Below are 19,359 nucleotides of genomic sequence, written 5' to 3' on the forward strand. Positions count from 1 at the left end.
CGCTAGCCCCCCATCCGCCCTTCCAGGCGGGCGACCATCCGGGCGGGCACACGGTCTTCGCTCAGGCGGGCCAGCACACGGGCCTTTGCCTCGGCGGGCATACGCGGGTTGCCCTCGACAAAGGCGACCAGACGGGCGCGGCGATCCGCCGACAGCTCCAGCATCTCCGGCTCGGGCGCTGCCCCGGTGTCATCGGTGCGCAAGGGGCGCACGGAAATTCCGGCGCCCAAAAGGGGGGAACGGGTCTCGACCACCTCGCGGCCCGTCAGTTCAGGGCTGCGCACCAGCACATCATCGCCCTGCCGCCGGACCAGGGTGACCGGAACAGACTCCAGCCGGTTTTCTGCGCCCAACACCAGCACAGTGTCATTGGAATCGATGGCTGAGGCGGGCAAGCGCACCACGTTGTCCAACGCCGGTTCCTGCACGGCCACGGTCACGAAATCGCCAGGCTTAAAGCCCAAGGCACTGTTCAAACGGGCAAAGACAAGCCGCCCGGTCTGGCCTTCTCCGGCCCCCGCACTGGCACGGTGAATGACGCCCTCAGCCGTCAAATCCACACCCGACACGTCCAGGGTCGCAACAACCGGGGCCGCAACCACATCACCGCTGGCATCCAAAAGCCGCGCATATTGGGCGGTCGACACCCGAAACGACACTTCCAACGCCTGCGCATCAATCAGCACGGCCAGCTTTTCATTGGCCGACACAAGACGACCCTGCACCAGATCCGTCTCGCTCAGCGTGCCGTCAAAAGGGGCCTCCAGAGTGGTGTCGGCCAACGCGCGCTCCGCCTCGCTGAGCGCGATGCGCGCACGGGCCAGACGCGTGCGGGCCTGATCAATCCGGGCCTCGGCCACGGTCACGGCCTGCCTGCGCGACAGCACCGATTGGCGCGCGGCGGCGGCGGCCAATTCGGCCGTCTCGACCGCGGCAGCCGTGCCAACCCCACGAGCGGCCAAATCCACTTGCCGCTGGAACGCGCGCTCGCGCAAATCCACCTGATCCTGGGCTGCCGTTTCCTCGTCGCGGGCCAGGACAATACTGCGCTCCGCATCGCGCAACTCGGCCTCCGCATCCAGCAGATCGGCCTCCGCACGCTCGTACCCGGCCTGGGCGTCGGCGGGGTCAATGCGCACCAGAACCTGCCCCGCACGCACGACACCGCCATCCTCAAACGCGTCGTCGAGCATCACGACCCGACCACTTGCGGCAGCACGCAGTTCCAGCGTCCGGCGGCTTTTCACCTCGCCAAAGCTCTGCAAAACAGGGGTTTCGACACCGGGCATGGCCCGCACGACGCCCACGGCAAAGACGCGCTCGCGCGCAGGCGGCGCCTTGGTTTCGCGTGCCAGCCGGTCCTGAACGGCGCCTCCCACCAGCACAGCGGCATAGGCCAACAGCCCCAGGCTAAGGGCCGCCAGCACCAAACCAATCAGGCTCTGCCTCAAAAATCTCATCTTTACACGCCTTTAACCGCGACGGCTCCAGTCTATCATAACGTAGAAGCGCGCGCCAAAATACCAAGCCACAAAGCTGTTACGGTGTCGCGCGCTATTTCCGTCGCTGATGTTCGTCCAAACGGGGTAAAATTTCGACAAAGTTGCAGGGCCGGTGCCGATAATCGAGCTGACGCTCCAGAATTTCGTCCCAGGCGTCCTTGCACGCACCCGGACTGCCGGGCAACGCAAAAAGGTAGGTGCCATTGGCGACACCACCCGTCGCCCGGCTTTGCACGGCGCTGGTCCCGATCTTTTGCATCGACACGATGGTGAACACGGTGCCAAAAGCGTCGATTTCCTTCTCATAGACATCGCGGTGCGCTTCGACGCTCACATCCCGCCCCGTCAGGCCCGTGCCCCCGGTCGAGATGACAACATCCACGGCCGGGTCCGCACACCAGGCCCGCAGCTGATCGGCAATCTCGGCGCGCTCATCGGCCAGAATTTTCCGGTCGGCCAACACGTGCCCCGCCTTGGCGATCCGGTCCACCAGCACATCGCCCGACCGGTCCTCCGCCAGTGACCGGCTGTCGCTCACCGTCAAAACGGCGATGCGAATGGCAATGAAATCAAGGCTTTCGTCAATCCGGCTCATGTCCGCTCCAATATGGCAAGGCGCAGGGCAAGACCTGCAAAAACGCTGGCCGACAGCCAGTCCAGCACACGGCTGCCGCGCGCAAAGCGCTGGCCCGCCCCACCTGCAAAGACGCCAACAGCACCGTTGATGACAAAGCCGCCCGCGCTCAGGATCGCGCCAAAGATCAGGAATTGCAGCAACACCGACCCCGCCTCCGGCACCACGAATTGGGGCACAAAGGCCAGCACAAACAGGATCACCTTGGGATTGGTCAGGTTCACGATCAACCCGGTGCGAAAGGCCCGCGCCGTGCTCACGATGGGCATGTCCGCCGCCTGCCCCGCATGGCGCAGCGTCTGCACCGCCAGCCACAAGAGATAGGCCACGCCCACCCAGCGGATCACCTCAAAGGCCGCAGGCACCGTCGCCACCACGGCACCAAGGCCCAGACCCGCCAGAAACGTGTGGATGAAAGCGCCCAGCGCAATGCCCGCACTCGCGGCCCAGGCCGCACGCGGCCCCGACCGCAACCCCTGGCCGAGGCACAGCATCATATCCGCCCCCGGCGTCAGGTTCAGGGCCAGCCCCGCAGGGACAAAGGCCAAAAGCATCACAGGATCAACCATCGCGCAACCGCGCCTTCAGGCTCAGCAAATCGGCCCAGGCGTCTTTCTTGGCCGCCGGATTGCGCAGCAAATAGGCCGGATGAAACATCGGCAGCGCAGGCTTGCCCTGCGCCTCCACCCAATCCCCCCGCAGGCGTGTAATGCCCCGCTTGCCCAGCAAGGCCTGACAACTGTGATTGCCCACGATGACCAAGACCTCGGGCGCGGCCAGCGCGATATGGCGATGCAAAAACGGCTGCATCATCGCAATCTCTTCGGGCTTGGGGTCGCGATTCTGCGGCGGCCGCCACGGCAGCACATTGGTGATGTAGACGGACCTGTCCCGATCCAGTCCGATGGCAGCCAGCATCTTGTCCAGCAACTGGCCCGCCCGACCCACAAAAGGGCGGCCCTCACGGTCCTCATCGCGACCCGGGGCCTCGCCCACGATCATGACACGAGCCCCCGGCACGCCATCTGAAAACACCAGATTCCGGGCGCCGCGCTTCAACTCGCAATGCTCATAGGCGGCCAGGGCCGCACGCAACCCGTCGAGGTCCTGCGCCGCCTCCGCCGCCACACGGGCCACGGCGACCGGATCAACCTCCGCCATAGGCACCGGGGCCGTCGGGGCCGACCGGGCGAGCGGGGCCGCCGCCACAGGCTTGGGCGCAGGGGGCGGAACGTCATAGCGATTGACCGGCGCATCCGCGATACACTCATCCACGCCCAGCTCGATCTGCCAGGCCAGGGCCGCCACCGCGCTATGATACTCAACCGAATCCATGCACCAACTCTACCCTGCCCGGAGCAGAACCAAAACGCCCAACACACAGCACTTCAGTGTTCCCCTAAATTTGGAAATCCCGCCGCTTGCCGCCATGGCACCACCACGCCTATAAGCACCCAAACCAGCCAAAGGACCGCCATGACCTTTACCCACCGACATCTCTTGGGCATCGAACATCTGCGGGCCGAGGAAATCGTGACGCTGCTGGATCTGGCCGATGAGTACGTGACGCTGAACCGGGGCGCATCCAAACATGGTACAGCGCTGGCAGGGCTCACCCAGATCAACATGTTCTTCGAGAATTCGACGCGGACGCAGGCCAGTTTCGAGCTGGCGGGCAAACGGCTCGGCGCGGATGTGATGAACATGGCGATGCAGGCCAGTTCGATCTCCAAGGGCGAGACGCTGATTGACACCGCCATGACGCTCAACGCCATGCACCCCGACCTGCTGGTGGTGCGGCACCCTCATTCCGGCGCCGTGGACCTGCTGGCGCAAAAGGTGAACTGCGCCGTGTTGAACGCAGGCGACGGGCGGCACGAACACCCGACCCAGGCGCTGCTCGACGGGCTCACGATCCGGCGGGCCAAAGGACGGCTGCACCGGCTCAACATCGCGATCTGCGGCGACATCGCGCACAGCCGCGTGGCGCGGTCCAACATCATCCTGCTGGGCAAGATGGAAAATCGGATCCGGCTCATCGCGCCGCCCACGCTCATGCCCTCGGGGATCGAAGAGTTCGGCGTCGAGGTCTATGACGATATGGCCAAGGGGCTGCAAGACGTGGACGTGGTCATGATGCTGCGGCTGCAACGCGAGCGGATGGATGGCGGGTTCATCCCGTCCGAGCGGGAATATTACCACCGCTTCGGGCTGGATGCGGCCAAGCTGGCCCATGCCAAACCCGACGCCATCGTCATGCATCCCGGCCCCATGAACCGAGGGGTCGAGATTGACGGCACGCTGGCCGACGACATCAACCGCTCCGTGATCCAGGACCAGGTCGAAATGGGCGTCGCCGTGCGCATGGCCGCGATGGACCTGCTGGCCCGCAACCTCGCCACCGTCAGGGGGGCCGCATGACCCAAACCCTGGACATCCCCGCCAACGAACGCGGCGTGATCCGCCTCTTTGCGCTCTCCATGACCGATGCCGAGGCCAAGACGCTCAAGGACAATCCCACCGCCATCAGCGCGGCGCTGGGTGGCGACCTCGACACCGAATTTGTCGAAGTGTTCCCGCTCTCCGACCTCGAAGGGGTGGGCATCCTGAGCTATCTCAGCGAAGGCAACGCCGTGCCCGAAGATCAACTGACCCCCGACCGGGCCAAGCTGGAAAAGCTCGGAGGCTGGGTGCTGATTGTCTTCTCCCAGGCCTTTGGCGACGCGGCAACCACGCTTGCACCACAACCGGCGCTTACGCTGATCGGCACCTATGGCGAAACCCGCATCGACTACCGGGCGACCGAAACGGTGACCTCAGAGGCGGCCAAACCCTTCACCGCGCCCCCCGAGACGGTGAAAAAGAAACCCTCCGACGCCGCCATGTCAGGACGCATCGCCACCATCGCCCTGATCGTGCTGGGCCTGCTCACCTGGGCGATGATCTGGATCTCAGGATGACCGACAATACAGGCAACCTCGGGCAATTGATGCGCGTGAAACGCATCCAATCAATTTGGCCCAGCGAACCACAAGACTTCACACCTTGGCTGGCCCAAGAGGACAATATTGCGATCCTGGCCGATACTCTGGGACTAGGAGCGGATGGGCTAGAATTAATCCGCACAGAAACCGCCGTCGGGACCTTTCGGGGTGACATTCTTTGCCGCACAACTGGACCTTCTCCGTCCAACGTGCTGATTGAAAACCAGTACGGTCGGTCAGACCACGACCACCTTGGAAAGCTGCTGACATATGCGGCCGGTGAGGACGCCAAAATCCTGATCTGGCTTGCCGAGGAAGTCCGCGAGGAACATGAAGCAGCAATCGCGCTGCTCAATTCCGTGACCGAAGAGGATTTCCAAGTCTTCGGCGTGGAAATTGAGCTTTGGCGGATTGATGACAGTGCTCCAGCACCACGCTTCAACGTTGTCGCAAAACCTAATTCATGGGCACGCCATGCCAAGGAAGTGCAACGCGCCGCAGCTTCGAGAAAGGAACTTTCGCCGACCCAAGCCGCGCAATTGGCGTATTGGACGGCACTTCAATCCAGGCTCATTGCCGCCCGACCTCCGTTCAATCCGGTAATGCCTCAGGCAAGCTCATGGATACAACACAGCATCGGCAAGGCAGGCGTCGGGCTCAACCTCGCCACAAGCCGTCCCGCGAATGAAATCCGCGTCGAGATTTACCTGTCTGGAGAGACCGCCAAAGGGTACTTTCACCTGCTGAAACAGGAAAAAGACAGCATCGAAGCCTCTTTGGGCTTTGCACTCGACTGGCAGGAACTTCCGACGAAAAAAGACGCCCGAATTTGCATTGTGAAATCGTCAAGCGGTGTCGCTGAACCGGATGACTGGGCCAACCAGCATGAATGGCTGGTCACGACTATCATCGCGTTCCACAGAGCTTTTGAAAAACCGGTGCGATCACTGGACCGGGAAACAGGGATAATGCTGGGATGACCGACCTCCTTCTCACAAACGCCAGGCTGATCGACCCGCAGGCGGGCAACGTCACCACCGGCGCTATCGGCATCGCCGGGGGCAAGATCAGCGCCATCATCACCGATGACAGCCCCCTGCCCGAGGCGGGCCAGACCGTCGACTGCAACCGCAAGCATCTGGGCCCCGGCCTTGTCGATATCGGCGTCAAGGTCTGCGAGCCGGGCGAGCGGCACAAGGAAAGCTTTGGCAGTGCGGGGCTCGCCGCCGCGGCGGGCGGTGTGACCACCATGGTCACCCGGCCCGACACCGACCCCGCCATCGACAACCCCGAAGCGCTCGAATTCGTGATCCGCCGCGCCCGCGAGGCCGCACCCGTGAACGTCCTGCCCATGGCCGCCCTGACCAAAGGGCGCATGGGGCGCGAAATGACGGAAATCGGCTTTTTGCTGGATGCAGGGGCCGTGGCCTTCACCGATTGCGACCACGTGGTTACCGACAGCAAGGTCTTTGCCCGCGCCCTCAGCTATGCGCGCTCGCTTGGCGCGCTTGTGCTGGCCCACCCCCAGGATCCGGGCCTCAGCCAGGGGGCGGCTGCGACCTCCGGCAAATTTGCGTCGCTGCGCGGCCTGCCCGCCGTGTCGCCCATGGCCGAGCGGATGGGGCTGGACCGTGACATCGCGATGATCGAGATGACGGGCGCCAAATACCACGCCGACCAGATCACCGCCGCCCGCGCCCTGCCCCCGCTGGAACGGGCCAAGCAGAACGGGTTCGACATTACCGCAGGCACCTCGATCCACCACCTGACGCTGAACGCGCTGGACGTGGCCGACTACCGCACCTTCTTCAAGATCAAGCCGCCCCTGCGCGACGAAGACGACCGCCTCGCCATCGCCGAAGCCGTGCAATCGGGCCTGATCGACGTGATCAGTTCCATGCACACGCCCCAGGACGAGGAAAGCAAGCGGCTCCCGTTCGAGGCCGCCGCCTCCGGTGCCGTGGCGCTTGAAACACTCCTGCCCGCCGCGATGCAGCTCTTTCACGCAGGCGCCGTCGATCTGCCCACGCTCTGGCGGGCGATGTCGCTGAACCCGGCCACACGGCTGGGCCTTGATTGTGGGCGGCTGGCCATTGGTGCCCCCGCCGATCTGGTGCTTTTTGACCCGCACGCGCCGTTCGTGATGGACCGGACCACACTGCGCTCAAAATCGCGCAACACGCCCTATGACGGCGCGCGGATGCAGGGTAAGGTCATCGCCACATATGTCTCTGGCACCCCCGTATTTCAAAGGTCCTGATGCCCATTCTTGAATCTACCGCTGCTGTTTTGGCCCTCTGGGCTGTGATCGGATACCTTATGGGGTCGATCCCCTTTGGCATGGTGCTGGCGCGCGCCATGGGGCTGGGCAATCTGCGCGACATCGGGTCGGGCAATATCGGGGCCACCAATGTGCTGCGCACGGGCAACAAGACGGCCGCCGCGCTCACGCTGGTGCTGGACGGGGCCAAAGGGGCCGCCGCCCTGCTACTGGCGCGCGCGCTGACAGGGGCCGAGGACGCCGCACAGCTTGCGGGCCTCGCCGCCATGATCGGGCACTGCTACCCCATCTGGCTCAAGTTCAAGGGCGGCAAGGGGGTCGCGACCTTCCTGGGCCTGCTGCTCGCGCTGGCCTGGCCTGTGGGGATCGTATCTTGCGTGGCCTGGCTGGTGGGCGCGGGGATGACACGGATCTCATCCATGGGCGCGCTGCTGGCCGCATCAACGTCAACCTTTGCGCTGATGTTCATGGGGCTGCCCAGCGCCATGATCTGGGGCGCGATCCTGACAATTCTCGTCTTCTGGCGGCACCGGGAAAACATCAAACGCATCCGGGCGGGCACCGAACCCAAGATCGGCAAGAAATCCGGGTGATGGACTTCGGCACGGCGCTCAACGCCCTGCCCGTGGGCACGTTTACAGGCACAGCCAACGGCAAACGCTACGTGGCCACCAAATCCAGCTTTGCAGGCGGCAAATCCATCAAACTGGTGGCCGAGGAGCTGAGCGGTCCCGACTATATCAGCCTCAACTGGTACGATCTGGCCACAGGGCCAAAACTCAAACCCTGCGAAATGCCCGCCGCCAAAGTCACCACCTTTGTGCTGGCGCTCAAACCCGACACCCACGCTCACTGACGGGTCAGCTTCTCCAAAGCCAAGCCATCCGCCCAGGTGCCATGCAGCGTCCCATCCGGCATCAGCACATAGACCACAGGGGTCGCCTGCCCCCAATTGATGGTCAGGACACGACCCTCCTGCACGCCCGTCCCGATATAGCTCGACGCACCGACCTGCCAGGCCATGCTGACGGCCTTAGCGCTCTGGGTCATCTGCACCGTCCCGCTATAGGACGACCCATCGGGGTTGCGCCCCTCCGCCACATAAGTGCCGGTCAAACCCTGGGCCAACACGGGGCCCGCCCCCAGGGCCAGGGCCACCACAGCGCCCAAAACCAAACGTCGCTTCACATCCGCCATCTCATTCCCTTTCGCTTCAAAGCATACGGCATGACTGGACAGCACCGGCACAGGCCGCTCTACTCAGCCTATCACACCGCAAGGGCACACCATGTCAGAAATCAACCTTACGCTCATCCTCTTCGCCGCACTTCTGGCCGCAGGCAGCCCCGGGCCCGCCACGCTGACGATCGCGGGCACGTCCATGGCATCGGGGCGCAAGGCGGGGCTGGCGGTCGCCGCAGGGGTCACAACGGGGTCGTTCATGTGGTCGGTCGGGGCGGCCTTCGGGCTGGGGGCGATCATGCTGGCCAATGTCTGGCTGTTCGAAGTCGTGCGCTATGTGGGGGCCGCCTATCTGGGATGGCTCGCGCTCAAATCGGCGCGGGCAGCATGGCTGGGGGCGGCGCTGAAAATCCCGCCGGTGACACAGAAATCGCTCAAAGGGCACTACGCCAAGGGGCTGGGGCTGCACCTGACCAACCCCAAGGCAATCCTCTTCTTCGGCGCGCTCTATTCCGTGGGCGTGCCGCCCGGAACGCCGGTCACAGGGCTGCTGATCGTGATCGGATCGGTAGGATGTCTGAGCCTGACAATGTTCCACGGCTACGCACTGATCTTTTCGTCGGGGCCGATGATGCGGGGCTACGCACGAGCCAAACGGGTGTTCGAGGCGGTCTTTGCAGTCTTCTTTGGCGCGGCAGCACTGCGAATACTGACAGCGCGCTTGGGGTAAGGCACACAGCCATTCACCGCGCGATCAGGGCCGCCAATCCACTGCGCAAAAACGCAGGCGTAGTCAGGGTCGTCGTGGGCGAAATGCACACCTGCCCTTCGATGTGCAAAACGCTCATCCCATGGATCAAGGCCCAGAGGGAATTGATCAACGTGTCGAATTTCACATCCGTCATCGCCGGATCAAGGGCGCGCACAGCCGATGCAAGATGGCCATAGGCGGCGCTCGCTTCGCGCTCCAATTCTTCTGTCCGCACGTCCAGCGCGCTCTTGTTGAACATCAGGCGAAAAATGACCGGCGACCGGCCTGCAAAATCCAGATAGGCGTCACCCATCCGAAACATCGCATCTCGGGGGTCCGCCCCCGACGCGGCCCGAACCTGTTCCAAATCCGCGGAAAGCTCGCGATAGCCATCGGCCGCGCAGGCCGCCAAAACATGACCCCAGGTCGGGAAATGATGCTGCGGCGCGCTGTGCGAAACCTTCGCTGCCCGCGCCAGCCCCCGAAAGGATGGACTCACTTCGTCTTCGATCATCTGTCGCCCGATCCGCACCAATTCGGGGCGCAAATCCCCGTGGTGATACCGCTGCGTGGGTTTCGTCGTGCTGTCCATGGCTTCTGCATGCCAAACAATCCGGTCGTTGACAAGATGTGGGGCGTCACCTATCCAGTCATTGACAAGATTCTTGTCATTGACTAGTTCAGAGGAAAATCAGCATGGATCTCAAAACACTCACGGCACTTGGATGGTCCGTCCTCGCGGCAGGCGCCGCGTGGGCGGACACAACCGCAGGAAACATGATCGGCACTTGGCAATCCGAACTGGCCGAGCAACCGGCACCGGATGGCAGCGCCTCGGCCTATATTCAGCTGACCATGACGCTGGACGGCACGGTACAGACCCTGAAAACCGAGGCGTTCGGGGACCCTGCGGGGCAGCAACCCTTGTTCACCTATGCGTCGGTCGGCCCATATACGATCCTGGGCGCACATGACCCGGTGGACGGCGCACTGGCGGTGGACTTCGTAAATGACAAATCCGAACTGACGATTTTCGTGGACGCCCCCGATCTTTGGCGCGCCATCAATATGCAGGACTGTCCGCTGGAAATCGGGACGGCGGTGGACATAACCGACTGCGTGTCAGGCCCACCCTTTCTGGTGACAGATTGTGTGGACATGGATTTTGTGTTGGTCGACATGGGCGGTGATCGTCTGCGCTTTGGCGACCAGACGGTCAACCGCTGCGAAACCCGACCGTCCGAGCCTTCGGCATTCCCGTTTTTCCGTGTAGAAAGCTAACCGAAAGGTTACGTGCGTCGGCGTCGCCAAAGGGTATTGGAACCTGTCGGTCTGGCCCGAAATATTAACCAAAAGTTACCACTCACATCCAAACCTTAACGCGGGGCAAGTGTGACCCAAAGGTTAAGGCGAATCCCAAACGCAAAACGTACAGTTTGCACCCAAGACTGTACGCTCTTGCAAAATCCACCCAAATCGGGTCGTCGGGCCGCTCTCAAAACGTATGGTTTGCCGTCAAAACTGTACGTTTTACCTGATATTAACCACCGCACGGCCCATTAACCCGACCGGGCGGCCCGTCTCGGGGTCAGTAGGAATAGTCCGCAAAAACCCGCGTCACGTCGCCGTTCCAATCGCCGTGATAATGCTCCAGCAGCTCATCGGCGGGCACCTTACCGGTATCGATGCTCTCGTGCAGCGCGTTCAGAAAATGGGTCTCGTCCGGGATCATCCCACCGGCCCCCGCACGCGCCCGCGCCTGCAATCCGGCATGGCTGATCGCCACCGCTTCGCGCGCCAGATCATGCATCCGAATGTCGCCCACACGGGCCTGCAAACCATCGACAGAGGCCTGTATTCTAAGGGCTTCGCGCGTCTCTGCATCAAAGTCCTTGACCAGGTCCCAGGCCGCGTCCAGCGCCGTTTGGTCATACATCAAACCGACCCAAAACGCAGGCAGCGCACAGAGCCGCCGCCACGGATTACCATCCGCCCCACGCATCTCGATGAACTTCTTCACGCGCGCCTCGGGAAAGGCCGTTGTCATATGGTCCGCCCAGTCGCTCAGCGTCGGTGTTTCACCGGGCAAAGCAGGCAGTTTTCCGACCATGAAATCGCGAAATGACATGCCCAACGCGTCGATATATTTTCCGTCACGATAGACAAAATACATAGGAACATCAAGGGCATACTGGACCCAGGCCTCGAACCCGAACCCGTCCTCAAAGATGAAGGGGATCATGCCCGTGCGGTCCGCATCCAGGTCGCGCCATACCCGGCTGCGCCAGGATTTGTGGCCGTTGATCTTGCCCTCGAAAAACGGCGAATTTGCGAACAGCGTGGTGGCCACAGGCTGCAACGCCACGGCCACACGCATCTTTTGCACCATGTCCGCCTCGGACGCAAAATCAAGGTTCACCTGCACCGTACAAGTCCGCCGCATCATGGTCCGGCCCATCGTGCCGACTTTACCCATATAGGCATCCATCAGCTTGTAACGGCCCTTGGGCATCAGCGGCATTTCCTCATGCGTCCAGTGCGGGGCCGCCCCCAATCCGATGAAACCCACGCCGATTTCGTTTGCAACTTCAGTGACTTCCGCAAGATGCTGGTTCACCTCGTCACAGGTCTCGTGGATCGTCTCCAGCGGTGCGCCGGCCAGTTCCAGCGCGCCGCCCGGCTCCAGCGAGATGTTGCATAGACCCTTGGCCAGCCCCGTCAGCTTGCCGCCCTCGCGCACCTCGTTCCAGCCGTGCCGGTCGCGTAATCCGCCCAAAACCGCCTCAACCGACCGCGCCCCCTCAAAGGGCAAAGGTTTCAGCGTGTCCTGGCAATAGCCAAACTTTTCATGCTCCGTCCCGATGCGCCAATCCGCCTTGGGTTTACACCCCGACGCCATGTATTCCGCCAGCTGGTCATGATGTTCGATCGGCCCGCCGCCGGATTGAGGAATAGACATCTGCGCGCTCCGCTTTTCTGGGCCATGAGGTGCAAGGGATGCGGCGATTTGGCTGGCGTGTCAATGCAGCGCCGCCCTGCGCCGGGTCAGAGGTCGCTGCGCAGAAATGCGCATCAGGCCCTGCCCTGCGGTACCATATCCACCAGTGTCGGGCGCGGACGTTCCCAGATCACAACAGCCGTCTCTGGCGTGTCGCGCATCTGCGCGAGCATCCGTTCCGTCCTGAGGCCCGGAAGCGCCGCAAAGGCGTCAAAGAGGGCGTCGGCCCCTTCGGCATCCACCGGGATCATCAAAGGGGGCCCATCGGCCTGTTCCAGGTGCCAATGGGCGGGGCGTTGCGCACCGTCAAGGCTCAGCCGCGCCAATTCTCGCAGGGCGACCGCGCCGCCGGTCAGGGGCCCGAAATACGTGATCTGACCCTCATCCACGATGACGGCACCCAAGCCGCCGCCTGCCCCGCGAAAGCGGCCCCGTTGCAAGCCGACCATGATCAGCGCCCCGGCCCCGACCAACAACACGGGCGCGACCCAACCCAGCAGCCCTTGCGGCCCCGCCAACCACCACAGGGCCAGTACGGCCAAGGCGATCCCGACCAGCACTTCACGCCAACGCCACATGGCGGCGGTCGCTTCGGGCCTGATAAAGCTCATGAGGGTTCTCCAATGATTTTAGGGGCTTGCAGGTGGGCAACCCTGTACTGGCCGATCAGGCGATAGCCGATGGCCTCATAGGCCCGTGCTGCGGCCTCGCCATTGGCAAACAAAACTGACTGCGTCACACCCTCCGCCTGACACTGCTGTAAAAGGCCCGCGACAGCCTTCCTTGCGTACCCATTGCCGCGCATGCCGTCGGGGGTAAACACGCCGCCGATCTGGACGGTATCGGGCAGGCGCGCGTTGACCGCCGCCATGGCCACGGGGGTGCCCTCGTCCTCGAAGAGCACCAGATCGGGGCTGTCGATCAACCGCGCCAAGCGGGCCTTTGTGGCCTCCGAGGGCGGAGCGCCAGGGGCAGTTTGACCCACGTCAGAGGCATATGCTGCAAACCAGCGTTCCAACAGGGGTTGATCGGCTGCCGTTGCCCGGCGCACAGGGACGGGGCCTGACAAAAGATCAGCAATATTGATGTGATAAAGCGGTTCGTCCGAAAACAACTGCCAAGGGCCGTCGGCCAGGTCCAAAGCCCTCAGGCACATCTGGACTTGATCCGGAACGCCAGTCATCCCGACCAATGTGCGACCCGCAATCTGGTCGCGAAATGCGGCCCATTGCGCGGCAGATGCCTCAGGGGCCTGGGCCAACAGATAGCCGTGATTGGTCAGGCCAAATACGGCTGTGATCCCGGCCCCGGCATCTGCCAGGAAAAACGTTGTGCCTTGGGGCGTCGCCTCATCGCAGGTGCCAAAATGCGCCAGATTACTGCGTAAAAACATAGACGTGGCGGCAAAGCGGGCGAGAAACGCGTCGATCGCCGCGGCATCCTGAGGCCCGGCACGGCGCAGCGAACTCATTGCCAATCCCCCAAACCCATCTGCCACAGCGTCAGGGCGGCCACCGCCGCCGTATCGGCGCGCAATATGCGGGGGCCCAAGGCCACCGCATGGGCCTGTTCCATCGCGTGCAGCCGGGCGCGTTCACGGTCAGAAAACCCACCCTCCGGCCCGATCAGGATGGCCCACGGGCCGGGCTTGCCCCGTAAGGCGGGCGTGTCGCCCGCCATTGCCTCATCGCAAAACATCAGGCGCCGGTCGCCCAAGGTCGCCAAGGCGCGATCCAGCCGGACCATCTCTGCCACCTCAGGCACATAGGTCCCCCCGCATTGCTCGGCCGCCTCCACCGCATGGGCCTGCAACCGATCTCGCTGCACCCGACCCGCATTGGTAAACTCGGTCTGTACGGGCACAATCCGCCGCGCGCCCATCTCGGCGGCTTTTTCCACAATGAAATCAGTGCGTGCTTTCTTGATCGGGGCAAACATCAGCCACAGATCGGGGGGCACCTGCAGGCCCTTGGTCTGCACATCGCAGACCAAAACCCCGCCGCGTTTCCCCGCCTCGACGACATCGGCCCGCCACTCCCCATCCGTGCCGTTGAACAGCAGGACGGCCGCCCCGGCCGACAGGCGCATCACGCCAAACAGATAATGAGCCTGCTCCCGCGACAAAGGCACGGATTGCCCCGGGGCCAAAGGGTGCTCTACATAAAGGCGGATCTTTGCGTCACTCATGAGCCTTACATATGACCAACACGCACCCTACACCAGATGGTCAAGTGGCCGACGCGGTCACCGATAATTGGGTCGACACTTGGGCCCCTGTCGCCACGCGGCCCTATTTGCGGCTCAGCCGCGCGGATCGGCCCATTGGCACGTGGCTCTTGCTCCTGCCCTGCCTCTGGGGGCTGACGCTTGCGATGCTCTTGACCCAATCGGCCAGTTGGCACGACGCCTGGATCGCCGCCGGCTGCGCCGCAGGGGCCTTTCTAATGCGCGGGGCGGGGTGCACGTGGAATGACATCACCGACCGCGATTTCGACGGGCAGGTAGAACGGACACGGTCACGCCCCATCCCGTCGGGCCAGGTCACCGTCAAGGGCGCAGTGATCTGGATGTGCCTTCAGGCCCTCATCGCCTTCGGCATCCTGCTGACCTTCCATGTGAATGCCATCCTTCTGGGCATCCTCGCGCTGGTGCCTGTCGCGGTTTATCCTTTTGCCAAACGGTTCACATGGTGGCCGCAGGTCTTTCTGGGCTTGGCGTTCAACTGGGGGGCCCTTCTGGCCTGGACGGCGCATACCGGGTCCCTGGGTGCGCCTGCGGTTGTGCTTTACCTCGCCGGGATCGCCTGGACGCTATTCTATGACACGATCTATGCCCATCAGGACACCGAGGACGACGCGCTGATCGGGATCAAATCAACCGCGCGTCTCTTTGGGACAAACACGGCACCCTGGCTGCGACGGTTCTTGATGGTAACGGTCGGGTTGATGGGAATTGCCGTGATCTTTGCGGCCCTGCCAAACGCCTCTGTGCTGGCAATGGTCCTCGCTCTTGGCGGGCCGTGGGCGATGGGCTGGCACATGGCCTGGCAATTGCGGGGCCTCGACATCGACAATCCTGACAAATGCCTCCAGCTTTTTCGGGCCAATCGCGACACCGGCATGATTCCGCTGGTCTTTTTTGGCATAGCGCTGCTGGTTTGATTGAACTGAGGCGCATCACCGCTTAGACCGATCAGCACCGTCACGACATAAAGGGTCGCTCATGCGCCTGTCTTCTGTATTTGCAATTGCCGCCACATTCACTGCGGCTGCCGTGCTGGCCCTCGTTGCGGCCAACCTTTCGGTCAAACTGATCGAAGAGACATCCGAGATCGGCGTGCGCACGGCCCTGGACGAACGGGGCATGACCTGGGCCGAGGTCGAGGCGGATGGGCTTCAGGTGACGCTGGCCGGGATTGCGCCAACCGAGGCGATCCGCTTCTCCGCTCTATCCACCGCCGGCGGGATCGTGGACGCGGCCCGCGTGATCGACGATATGCAGGTCGAGGCAGCGGCCGCCCTCGCCGCCCCCCGATTTTCCGCCGAAATTCTGCGCAATGACGCAGGGATTTCGATCATTGGCCTGATGCCCACATCCACAGACCACGACGATGTGCTGGACCGCATTCGCGCCATCGCAGGCACCGCACCGGTGACCGACCTGATCGAGACTGCGGATTATCCTGCCCCTGCCGGGTGGGAAGACGCATTGGGCTTTGCGCTGAACGCCATGGAAAGGTTGCCGCGGGCCAAGGTCTCGGTCGAAGCAGGGCGCGTTTCGATCAACGCGATCACCGACAGCGGTGACGAAAAAACCCAGCTTGAGGCCCAGTTGAACCGCGCAGCGCCCCCCGGATTGCAAGTGGCCTTGGATATCGCGGCCCCAAGGCCCGTGATAACTCCATTTACCTTGCGGCTGGTGAAATCCGAGGACGGCACGCAGTTCGACGCCTGTTCTGCCGACACCGAACACGCCCGAACCCAAATCATGAGTGCCGCCATGCGCGCGGGCCTCACCGGGCCGGGCACCTGTCAGATCGGCATGGGCGTGCCTTCGCCGAATTGGAGCGTGGCCGTTGCGCAGGCCATCGACGCGCTGGCCGCTCTGGGAGCCGGATCGGTCACTTTTTCGGATGCTGACGTCACTCTGGTCGCGGCCGAAGGCACAGACCAGGATGCCTTTGACAGGGTTGTGGGCGAGTTGGAAAACGACCTGCCCGAAGTCTTTGCCCTCTATGCCAAACTGCCTGAAACCGTGGACCCCAATCAGGGCCCGCCGGAATTTGTGGCCACGCTGAGCCCCGAAGGTTTGGTGCAATTGCGCGGACGGCTCTCGGACGAAAACCTGCGCAGTGTCACGGACAGCTTTGCCCGGGCCGCCTTTGGGTCCGACAACGTTTATACAGCAACGCGTCTGGTGGATGACCTGCCCGGAGATTGGCCGGTGCGCGTTCTGGCCGGGCTTGAGGCTTTGTCAGAACTGTCCAACGGGGCGGTCACGGTATCGCCCACAACGGTCCTCATTTCGGGCAGTACCGGCAACCCGCAGGCCAGCACCAACATCGCTTCGCTCTTGGCTACGAAACTGGGCGAGGCAGAAGAGTTCGACATCCGCGTCCGCTATGAGGAAAAGCTGGATCCGATTGCGGCCCTGCCAACCCCGGACGAATGCGAGGCCGAGATTGCCGAAATCATAGGCACGTCGAAAATCACCTTTGAGCCGGGCAGCGCCACCGTGGATGTCTCCGCCCTCGGAACCATCGACGATATCGCCGAAGTCCTGAAGCAATGCGGCGACATCCGGCTGGAGATTCAGGGGCACACTGACAGCCAGGGCCGCGAGGAAATGAACCAGAACCTCAGCCAGGCAAGGGCTCAGTCGGTGCTGAACGAATTGCGCGCGCGCCGGGTCCTGACCGCGTCCTTCTCCGCCAAAGGATACGGCGAAAGCAATCCGATTGCCTCGAACGAGGAAGAAGAGGGGCGCGAGGCCAACCGCCGGATCGAATTCAAGCTGATCCGCCCCAAACCAACCACGCCGGAAGGCGAAACAACACTGGAAACCATCGCAGGATCAAGCGATACAGGGGACACGCCATCCGAGACCGAAGGATCCACCGATGAGCAGAACTGAGTTTATCATCGCAACCGCGATTGTCCTGTTCATTGCCTTTTGCCTGGGCTGGTTCGCCAATTGGCTGATCCACCGTTTTACCCGGGTGGCGGCAGGTGACGTGGCCGAACTTGACCGGATGAGCCAGGAATTGCACGAGGCCGAAGAGACGCGGGATCAGGCGATCACCTATCTGCAACAGCGCGAGGCCGAGTTGACCAATCAGCTGAGCCAGACCGAAGCAGAGCTGCGCGCGGCGATGGACGGTCTGCGCGATGCCCGTCACGAGACTGAAGAGCTGCGCGCCTGGATTGATCGGCAACAGGCAAGCTGAGCGGTCCGATGACGGAGGACACCTCCGCCTTACGGGGACGCGTCACCGACTTGCATACTCTTCTCTGTTCGAAAAAATCCCGGGGAGGCCGCAGGCGTGCGGCAGAGGCCCCTCCACAGCAGTAATCCAATCGAAGTCACGTAAGGCGGACCTATTGGTGCGCCATCACCACCGGTTGAGCGCGTCCTCGTCGACTGCGCGGGCCGCAACCCACTCTGCGCCGTCGGCTGTCACTTCACGCTTCCAGAACGGCGCGCGGGATTTGAGGTAGTCCATCAGATATTCCGCCGCCTCGAACGCATCCTTGCGATGCCGGGCAGCGGTGGCCACCATCATGATCATCTCGCCGGGCGCGAGCGTCCCGTAGCGGTGAATGACCAATGCGTCCTCAAGGCTCCAACGGGTCACGGCTTGGCCTGCGATCTCGGTCAAGGCCGCTTCGGTCATACCGGGATAGTGTTCAATCTCCATGGCTTTCAGCCCGCCGGCCACGTCGCGGACCACCCCTGTAAACGTCACAATTGCCCCCGACACCGTGTGGCCCGTGGCAAAGGCATCCGCCTCTTGACCGAAATCGAAAGGGGCGTCTTGAACCACAACGCGCATCGATCAGCCGCCCGTCATGGGCGGAAAGAACGCCACTTCACGCACACCGTCCAGCGGCGCATCAAAATCGGCGAGTTGCTGATCCAAGGCCACCCTGAGGGCCGTGACATCGGCAAAGGCGGCGGCATAACGTTCCTCGCGCTTGCGCAGATCCTCGACCAGATCCATCACCGTTGCGGCTTGGGTTTCGACCACCTCGCGTGGCAGGCCGATACGTTCCCGCACCCAGGCAAAATACAGTACATCCATCGCTATTACCCTTTCAGATAGGGGACAGCCTTGCGGAAATAATCCACGCCGCTGATCAACGTCAAACCCGCTGCCAACCACAAGAGCCACAGACCAATGCGCCCGGCCCATTCGGCCCCGGCCAGCTTCCAGGACAGCCCGTGCAAGTCCGGTTCTTCACCGCTGAGGATGGCGCTGACCATGTCGCTGTCCATGCCCCAGATCGACATGCCAAAGTAATGCTCGAACACGCCTTGGGAAAACAGGACCGCAATCGCAACCATCTGGAGCGTCGTCTTCCACTTGGCCAGTTGCGTAACCTTGAGCGTGCCCGCAGTGTCGCCCAGAAATTCGCGCAAGCCCGAAACGAACACCTCACGAAACAGGATCATGGTGGCAGGCAGGACCAGCCAGGGCGACCAGGACGAAAAGCCAATGATGACCATCAGCGCAATCACCACCATCGCCTTGTCGGCAATGGGATCAAGCATTGTGCCCAGCTTGGTCTGTTGGCCCCACGCTCGGGCCAGATACCCGTCAAACCAATCGGTAACGGCGGCCCCCACGAATAGGATCACCGCAAAAATATCAGCGTAAGGCCGCGTGAAATAGAGGAACATGACCGCCACCAATGGGGCCGCCAGCAAGCGCAGGGTCGTCAGGATATTCGGTATGTTCCACGTCATGTACCTACACCTATCCGGTTCGCGCGGGGCCTGAAAGGGGTGGCGCACCAACAGGTACGCC

Annotated in this window: 24 protein-coding genes; 11 read left to right on the forward strand and 13 right to left on the reverse strand. The window is 62.8% G+C overall.

Annotation, left to right across the window (positions count from 1 at the left end):
* Positions 1 to 2 precede the first annotated feature (2 nt).
* The 4 genes from Q1A44_RS11900 to Q1A44_RS11915 all read right to left on the reverse strand — a co-directional run bounded on the left by Q1A44_RS11900 (position 3) and on the right by Q1A44_RS11915 (position 3,471).
* Complete coding sequence (locus tag Q1A44_RS11900) at positions 3 to 1,460, reverse strand: HlyD family efflux transporter periplasmic adaptor subunit (protein WP_299624938.1); 1,458 nt, start codon at positions 1,458 to 1,460, stop codon at positions 3 to 5.
* 94 nt (positions 1,461 to 1,554) lie between these two features.
* Positions 1,555 to 2,097 (reverse strand): molybdenum cofactor biosynthesis protein B, encoded by a 543-nt coding sequence (moaB, locus tag Q1A44_RS11905; protein WP_299624941.1) that lies wholly within the window; start codon positions 2,095 to 2,097, stop codon positions 1,555 to 1,557.
* A complete protein-coding gene (locus Q1A44_RS11910) occupies positions 2,094 to 2,705 on the reverse strand; it encodes a LysE family translocator (RefSeq protein ID WP_299624944.1) in 612 nt (203 codons plus the stop codon). The genes moaB and Q1A44_RS11910 overlap by 4 nt, the downstream gene beginning before the upstream one ends.
* Positions 2,698 to 3,471, reverse strand: coding sequence for a uracil-DNA glycosylase (locus Q1A44_RS11915; RefSeq protein WP_299624947.1), 774 nt, complete (start codon positions 3,469 to 3,471; stop codon positions 2,698 to 2,700). The genes Q1A44_RS11910 and Q1A44_RS11915 overlap by 8 nt, the downstream gene beginning before the upstream one ends.
* Positions 3,472 to 3,612: 141 nt before the next feature.
* Here Q1A44_RS11915 and Q1A44_RS11920 point away from each other — a divergent pair, with 141 nt between their 5' ends.
* Genes Q1A44_RS11920 through Q1A44_RS11945 form a run of 6 tightly spaced genes read left to right on the forward strand, consistent with a single transcriptional unit; the run spans position 3,613 to position 8,257 of the window.
* Positions 3,613 to 4,557: an aspartate carbamoyltransferase catalytic subunit gene (locus Q1A44_RS11920; RefSeq protein ID WP_299624950.1), complete on the forward strand. Its 945-nt coding sequence runs from the start codon at positions 3,613 to 3,615 to the stop codon at positions 4,555 to 4,557.
* Entirely contained in the window at positions 4,554 to 5,096 is a 543-nt protein-coding gene (locus Q1A44_RS11925; RefSeq protein ID WP_299624953.1) for a hypothetical protein, read from the forward strand. The genes Q1A44_RS11920 and Q1A44_RS11925 overlap by 4 nt, the downstream gene beginning before the upstream one ends.
* On the forward strand, positions 5,093 to 6,100 hold the full coding sequence (locus Q1A44_RS11930; RefSeq protein WP_299624956.1) for a DUF4268 domain-containing protein: 1,008 nt from the start codon (positions 5,093 to 5,095) through the stop codon (positions 6,098 to 6,100). The genes Q1A44_RS11925 and Q1A44_RS11930 overlap by 4 nt, the downstream gene beginning before the upstream one ends.
* Positions 6,097 to 7,380 (forward strand): dihydroorotase, encoded by a 1,284-nt coding sequence (gene pyrC, locus Q1A44_RS11935; RefSeq protein WP_299624960.1) that lies wholly within the window; start codon positions 6,097 to 6,099, stop codon positions 7,378 to 7,380. The genes Q1A44_RS11930 and pyrC overlap by 4 nt, the downstream gene beginning before the upstream one ends.
* Complete coding sequence (plsY, locus tag Q1A44_RS11940; protein ID WP_299624963.1) at positions 7,380 to 7,994, forward strand: glycerol-3-phosphate 1-O-acyltransferase PlsY; 615 nt, start codon at positions 7,380 to 7,382, stop codon at positions 7,992 to 7,994. Before pyrC ends, plsY begins: the two co-directional genes overlap by 1 nt.
* The gene (locus Q1A44_RS11945; protein ID WP_299624966.1) at positions 7,994 to 8,257 is read left to right on the forward strand and encodes a hypothetical protein; all 264 of its coding nucleotides are present in this window, start codon (positions 7,994 to 7,996) and stop codon (positions 8,255 to 8,257) included. Before plsY ends, Q1A44_RS11945 begins: the two co-directional genes overlap by 1 nt.
* On the opposite strand, the gene Q1A44_RS11950 is transcribed toward Q1A44_RS11945, so the two are convergent.
* Entirely contained in the window at positions 8,251 to 8,598 is a 348-nt protein-coding gene (locus Q1A44_RS11950; RefSeq protein WP_299624969.1) for a hypothetical protein, read from the reverse strand. The two genes, Q1A44_RS11945 and Q1A44_RS11950, sit on opposite strands and share 7 nt — an antisense overlap.
* Before the next feature lie 91 nt (positions 8,599 to 8,689).
* On the opposite strand from Q1A44_RS11950, the gene Q1A44_RS11955 reads away from it, so the two are divergent.
* Positions 8,690 to 9,313 carry a LysE family translocator gene (locus Q1A44_RS11955; RefSeq protein ID WP_299624972.1) on the forward strand — a complete coding sequence of 208 codons (624 nt, stop codon included), beginning with the start codon at positions 8,690 to 8,692 and terminating at the stop codon, positions 9,311 to 9,313.
* Between the two features lie 13 nt (positions 9,314 to 9,326).
* Here the strand turns inward: Q1A44_RS11955 and Q1A44_RS11960 are convergent, their stop codons facing one another.
* Positions 9,327 to 9,926, reverse strand: coding sequence for a TetR-like C-terminal domain-containing protein (locus tag Q1A44_RS11960; RefSeq protein ID WP_299624975.1), 600 nt, complete (start codon positions 9,924 to 9,926; stop codon positions 9,327 to 9,329).
* Positions 9,927 to 10,030: 104 nt separating this feature from the next.
* On the opposite strand from Q1A44_RS11960, the gene Q1A44_RS11965 reads away from it, so the two are divergent.
* The gene (locus Q1A44_RS11965; protein ID WP_299624978.1) at positions 10,031 to 10,615 is read left to right on the forward strand and encodes a hypothetical protein; all 585 of its coding nucleotides are present in this window, start codon (positions 10,031 to 10,033) and stop codon (positions 10,613 to 10,615) included.
* Between the two features lie 307 nt (positions 10,616 to 10,922).
* On the opposite strand, the gene Q1A44_RS11970 is transcribed toward Q1A44_RS11965, so the two are convergent.
* From Q1A44_RS11970 to Q1A44_RS11985, 4 genes are all read right to left on the reverse strand, one after another.
* The gene (locus Q1A44_RS11970) at positions 10,923 to 12,293 is read right to left on the reverse strand and encodes a glutamate--cysteine ligase (RefSeq protein WP_299624981.1); all 1,371 of its coding nucleotides are present in this window, start codon (positions 12,291 to 12,293) and stop codon (positions 10,923 to 10,925) included.
* A gap of 113 nt (positions 12,294 to 12,406) precedes the next feature.
* Positions 12,407 to 12,943 carry a hypothetical protein gene (locus tag Q1A44_RS11975; protein WP_299624984.1) on the reverse strand — a complete coding sequence of 179 codons (537 nt, stop codon included), beginning with the start codon at positions 12,941 to 12,943 and terminating at the stop codon, positions 12,407 to 12,409.
* The gene (locus Q1A44_RS11980; protein ID WP_299624987.1) at positions 12,940 to 13,803 is read right to left on the reverse strand and encodes a GNAT family N-acetyltransferase; all 864 of its coding nucleotides are present in this window, start codon (positions 13,801 to 13,803) and stop codon (positions 12,940 to 12,942) included. The genes Q1A44_RS11975 and Q1A44_RS11980 overlap by 4 nt, the downstream gene beginning before the upstream one ends.
* Complete coding sequence (locus Q1A44_RS11985) at positions 13,800 to 14,519, reverse strand: 16S rRNA (uracil(1498)-N(3))-methyltransferase (protein WP_299624991.1); 720 nt, start codon at positions 14,517 to 14,519, stop codon at positions 13,800 to 13,802. The genes Q1A44_RS11980 and Q1A44_RS11985 overlap by 4 nt, the downstream gene beginning before the upstream one ends.
* Positions 14,520 to 14,530: 11 nt before the next feature.
* On the opposite strand from Q1A44_RS11985, the gene ubiA reads away from it, so the two are divergent.
* The 3 genes from ubiA to Q1A44_RS12000 all read left to right on the forward strand — a co-directional run bounded on the left by ubiA (position 14,531) and on the right by Q1A44_RS12000 (position 17,778).
* Positions 14,531 to 15,493 carry a 4-hydroxybenzoate octaprenyltransferase gene (gene ubiA, locus Q1A44_RS11990; protein ID WP_299624993.1) on the forward strand — a complete coding sequence of 321 codons (963 nt, stop codon included), beginning with the start codon at positions 14,531 to 14,533 and terminating at the stop codon, positions 15,491 to 15,493.
* Between the two features lie 61 nt (positions 15,494 to 15,554).
* Complete coding sequence (locus Q1A44_RS11995) at positions 15,555 to 17,465, forward strand: OmpA family protein (RefSeq protein ID WP_299624995.1); 1,911 nt, start codon at positions 15,555 to 15,557, stop codon at positions 17,463 to 17,465.
* A complete protein-coding gene (locus Q1A44_RS12000) occupies positions 17,452 to 17,778 on the forward strand; it encodes a hypothetical protein (RefSeq protein ID WP_299624997.1) in 327 nt (108 codons plus the stop codon). Before Q1A44_RS11995 ends, Q1A44_RS12000 begins: the two co-directional genes overlap by 14 nt.
* A gap of 165 nt (positions 17,779 to 17,943) precedes the next feature.
* On the opposite strand, the gene Q1A44_RS12005 is transcribed toward Q1A44_RS12000, so the two are convergent.
* From Q1A44_RS12005 to pgsA, 3 genes are read right to left on the reverse strand one after another with little or no spacing between them, the layout of a single operon-like run.
* Positions 17,944 to 18,384: a molybdenum cofactor biosynthesis protein MoaE gene (locus tag Q1A44_RS12005; protein ID WP_299624999.1), complete on the reverse strand. Its 441-nt coding sequence runs from the start codon at positions 18,382 to 18,384 to the stop codon at positions 17,944 to 17,946.
* Positions 18,385 to 18,387: 3 nt separating this feature from the next.
* Positions 18,388 to 18,633: a molybdopterin converting factor subunit 1 gene (gene moaD, locus Q1A44_RS12010; protein WP_299625001.1), complete on the reverse strand. Its 246-nt coding sequence runs from the start codon at positions 18,631 to 18,633 to the stop codon at positions 18,388 to 18,390.
* 5 nt (positions 18,634 to 18,638) lie between these two features.
* Complete coding sequence (gene pgsA / locus Q1A44_RS12015; protein WP_299625003.1) at positions 18,639 to 19,298, reverse strand: CDP-diacylglycerol--glycerol-3-phosphate 3-phosphatidyltransferase; 660 nt, start codon at positions 19,296 to 19,298, stop codon at positions 18,639 to 18,641.
* Positions 19,299 to 19,359 lie beyond the last annotated feature (61 nt).

The organism is uncultured Tateyamaria sp., assembly GCF_947503705.1.
Taxonomy (GTDB): Bacteria; Pseudomonadota; Alphaproteobacteria; order Rhodobacterales; family Rhodobacteraceae; genus Tateyamaria.

Excerpts from the sequence above, each read along its gene's own strand:
- Q1A44_RS11900 (WP_299624938.1), bottom strand. The coding sequence starts at position 1,460 with ATGAGATTTTTGAGGCAGAGCCTGATTGGTTTGGTGCTGGCGGCCCTT.
- moaB (WP_299624941.1), bottom strand. The coding sequence starts at position 2,097 with ATGAGCCGGATTGACGAAAGCCTTGATTTCATTGCCATTCGCATCGCC.
- Q1A44_RS11910 (WP_299624944.1), bottom strand. The coding sequence starts at position 2,705 with ATGGTTGATCCTGTGATGCTTTTGGCCTTTGTCCCTGCGGGGCTGGCC.
- Q1A44_RS11915 (WP_299624947.1), bottom strand. The coding sequence starts at position 3,471 with ATGGATTCGGTTGAGTATCATAGCGCGGTGGCGGCCCTGGCCTGGCAG.
- Q1A44_RS11920 (WP_299624950.1), top strand. The coding sequence starts at position 3,613 with ATGACCTTTACCCACCGACATCTCTTGGGCATCGAACATCTGCGGGCC.
- Q1A44_RS11925 (WP_299624953.1), top strand. The coding sequence starts at position 4,554 with ATGACCCAAACCCTGGACATCCCCGCCAACGAACGCGGCGTGATCCGC.
- Q1A44_RS11930 (WP_299624956.1), top strand. The coding sequence starts at position 5,093 with ATGACCGACAATACAGGCAACCTCGGGCAATTGATGCGCGTGAAACGC.
- pyrC (WP_299624960.1), top strand. The coding sequence starts at position 6,097 with ATGACCGACCTCCTTCTCACAAACGCCAGGCTGATCGACCCGCAGGCG.
- plsY (WP_299624963.1), top strand. The coding sequence starts at position 7,380 with ATGCCCATTCTTGAATCTACCGCTGCTGTTTTGGCCCTCTGGGCTGTG.
- Q1A44_RS11945 (WP_299624966.1), top strand. The coding sequence starts at position 7,994 with ATGGACTTCGGCACGGCGCTCAACGCCCTGCCCGTGGGCACGTTTACA.
- Q1A44_RS11950 (WP_299624969.1), bottom strand. The coding sequence starts at position 8,598 with ATGGCGGATGTGAAGCGACGTTTGGTTTTGGGCGCTGTGGTGGCCCTG.
- Q1A44_RS11955 (WP_299624972.1), top strand. The coding sequence starts at position 8,690 with ATGTCAGAAATCAACCTTACGCTCATCCTCTTCGCCGCACTTCTGGCC.
- Q1A44_RS11960 (WP_299624975.1), bottom strand. The coding sequence starts at position 9,926 with ATGGACAGCACGACGAAACCCACGCAGCGGTATCACCACGGGGATTTG.
- Q1A44_RS11965 (WP_299624978.1), top strand. The coding sequence starts at position 10,031 with ATGGATCTCAAAACACTCACGGCACTTGGATGGTCCGTCCTCGCGGCA.
- Q1A44_RS11970 (WP_299624981.1), bottom strand. The coding sequence starts at position 12,293 with ATGTCTATTCCTCAATCCGGCGGCGGGCCGATCGAACATCATGACCAG.
- Q1A44_RS11975 (WP_299624984.1), bottom strand. The coding sequence starts at position 12,943 with ATGAGCTTTATCAGGCCCGAAGCGACCGCCGCCATGTGGCGTTGGCGT.
- Q1A44_RS11980 (WP_299624987.1), bottom strand. The coding sequence starts at position 13,803 with ATGAGTTCGCTGCGCCGTGCCGGGCCTCAGGATGCCGCGGCGATCGAC.
- Q1A44_RS11985 (WP_299624991.1), bottom strand. The coding sequence starts at position 14,519 with ATGAGTGACGCAAAGATCCGCCTTTATGTAGAGCACCCTTTGGCCCCG.
- ubiA (WP_299624993.1), top strand. The coding sequence starts at position 14,531 with ATGACCAACACGCACCCTACACCAGATGGTCAAGTGGCCGACGCGGTC.
- Q1A44_RS11995 (WP_299624995.1), top strand. The coding sequence starts at position 15,555 with ATGCGCCTGTCTTCTGTATTTGCAATTGCCGCCACATTCACTGCGGCT.
- Q1A44_RS12000 (WP_299624997.1), top strand. The coding sequence starts at position 17,452 with ATGAGCAGAACTGAGTTTATCATCGCAACCGCGATTGTCCTGTTCATT.
- Q1A44_RS12005 (WP_299624999.1), bottom strand. The coding sequence starts at position 18,384 with ATGCGCGTTGTGGTTCAAGACGCCCCTTTCGATTTCGGTCAAGAGGCG.
- moaD (WP_299625001.1), bottom strand. The coding sequence starts at position 18,633 with ATGGATGTACTGTATTTTGCCTGGGTGCGGGAACGTATCGGCCTGCCA.
- pgsA (WP_299625003.1), bottom strand. The coding sequence starts at position 19,298 with ATGACGTGGAACATACCGAATATCCTGACGACCCTGCGCTTGCTGGCG.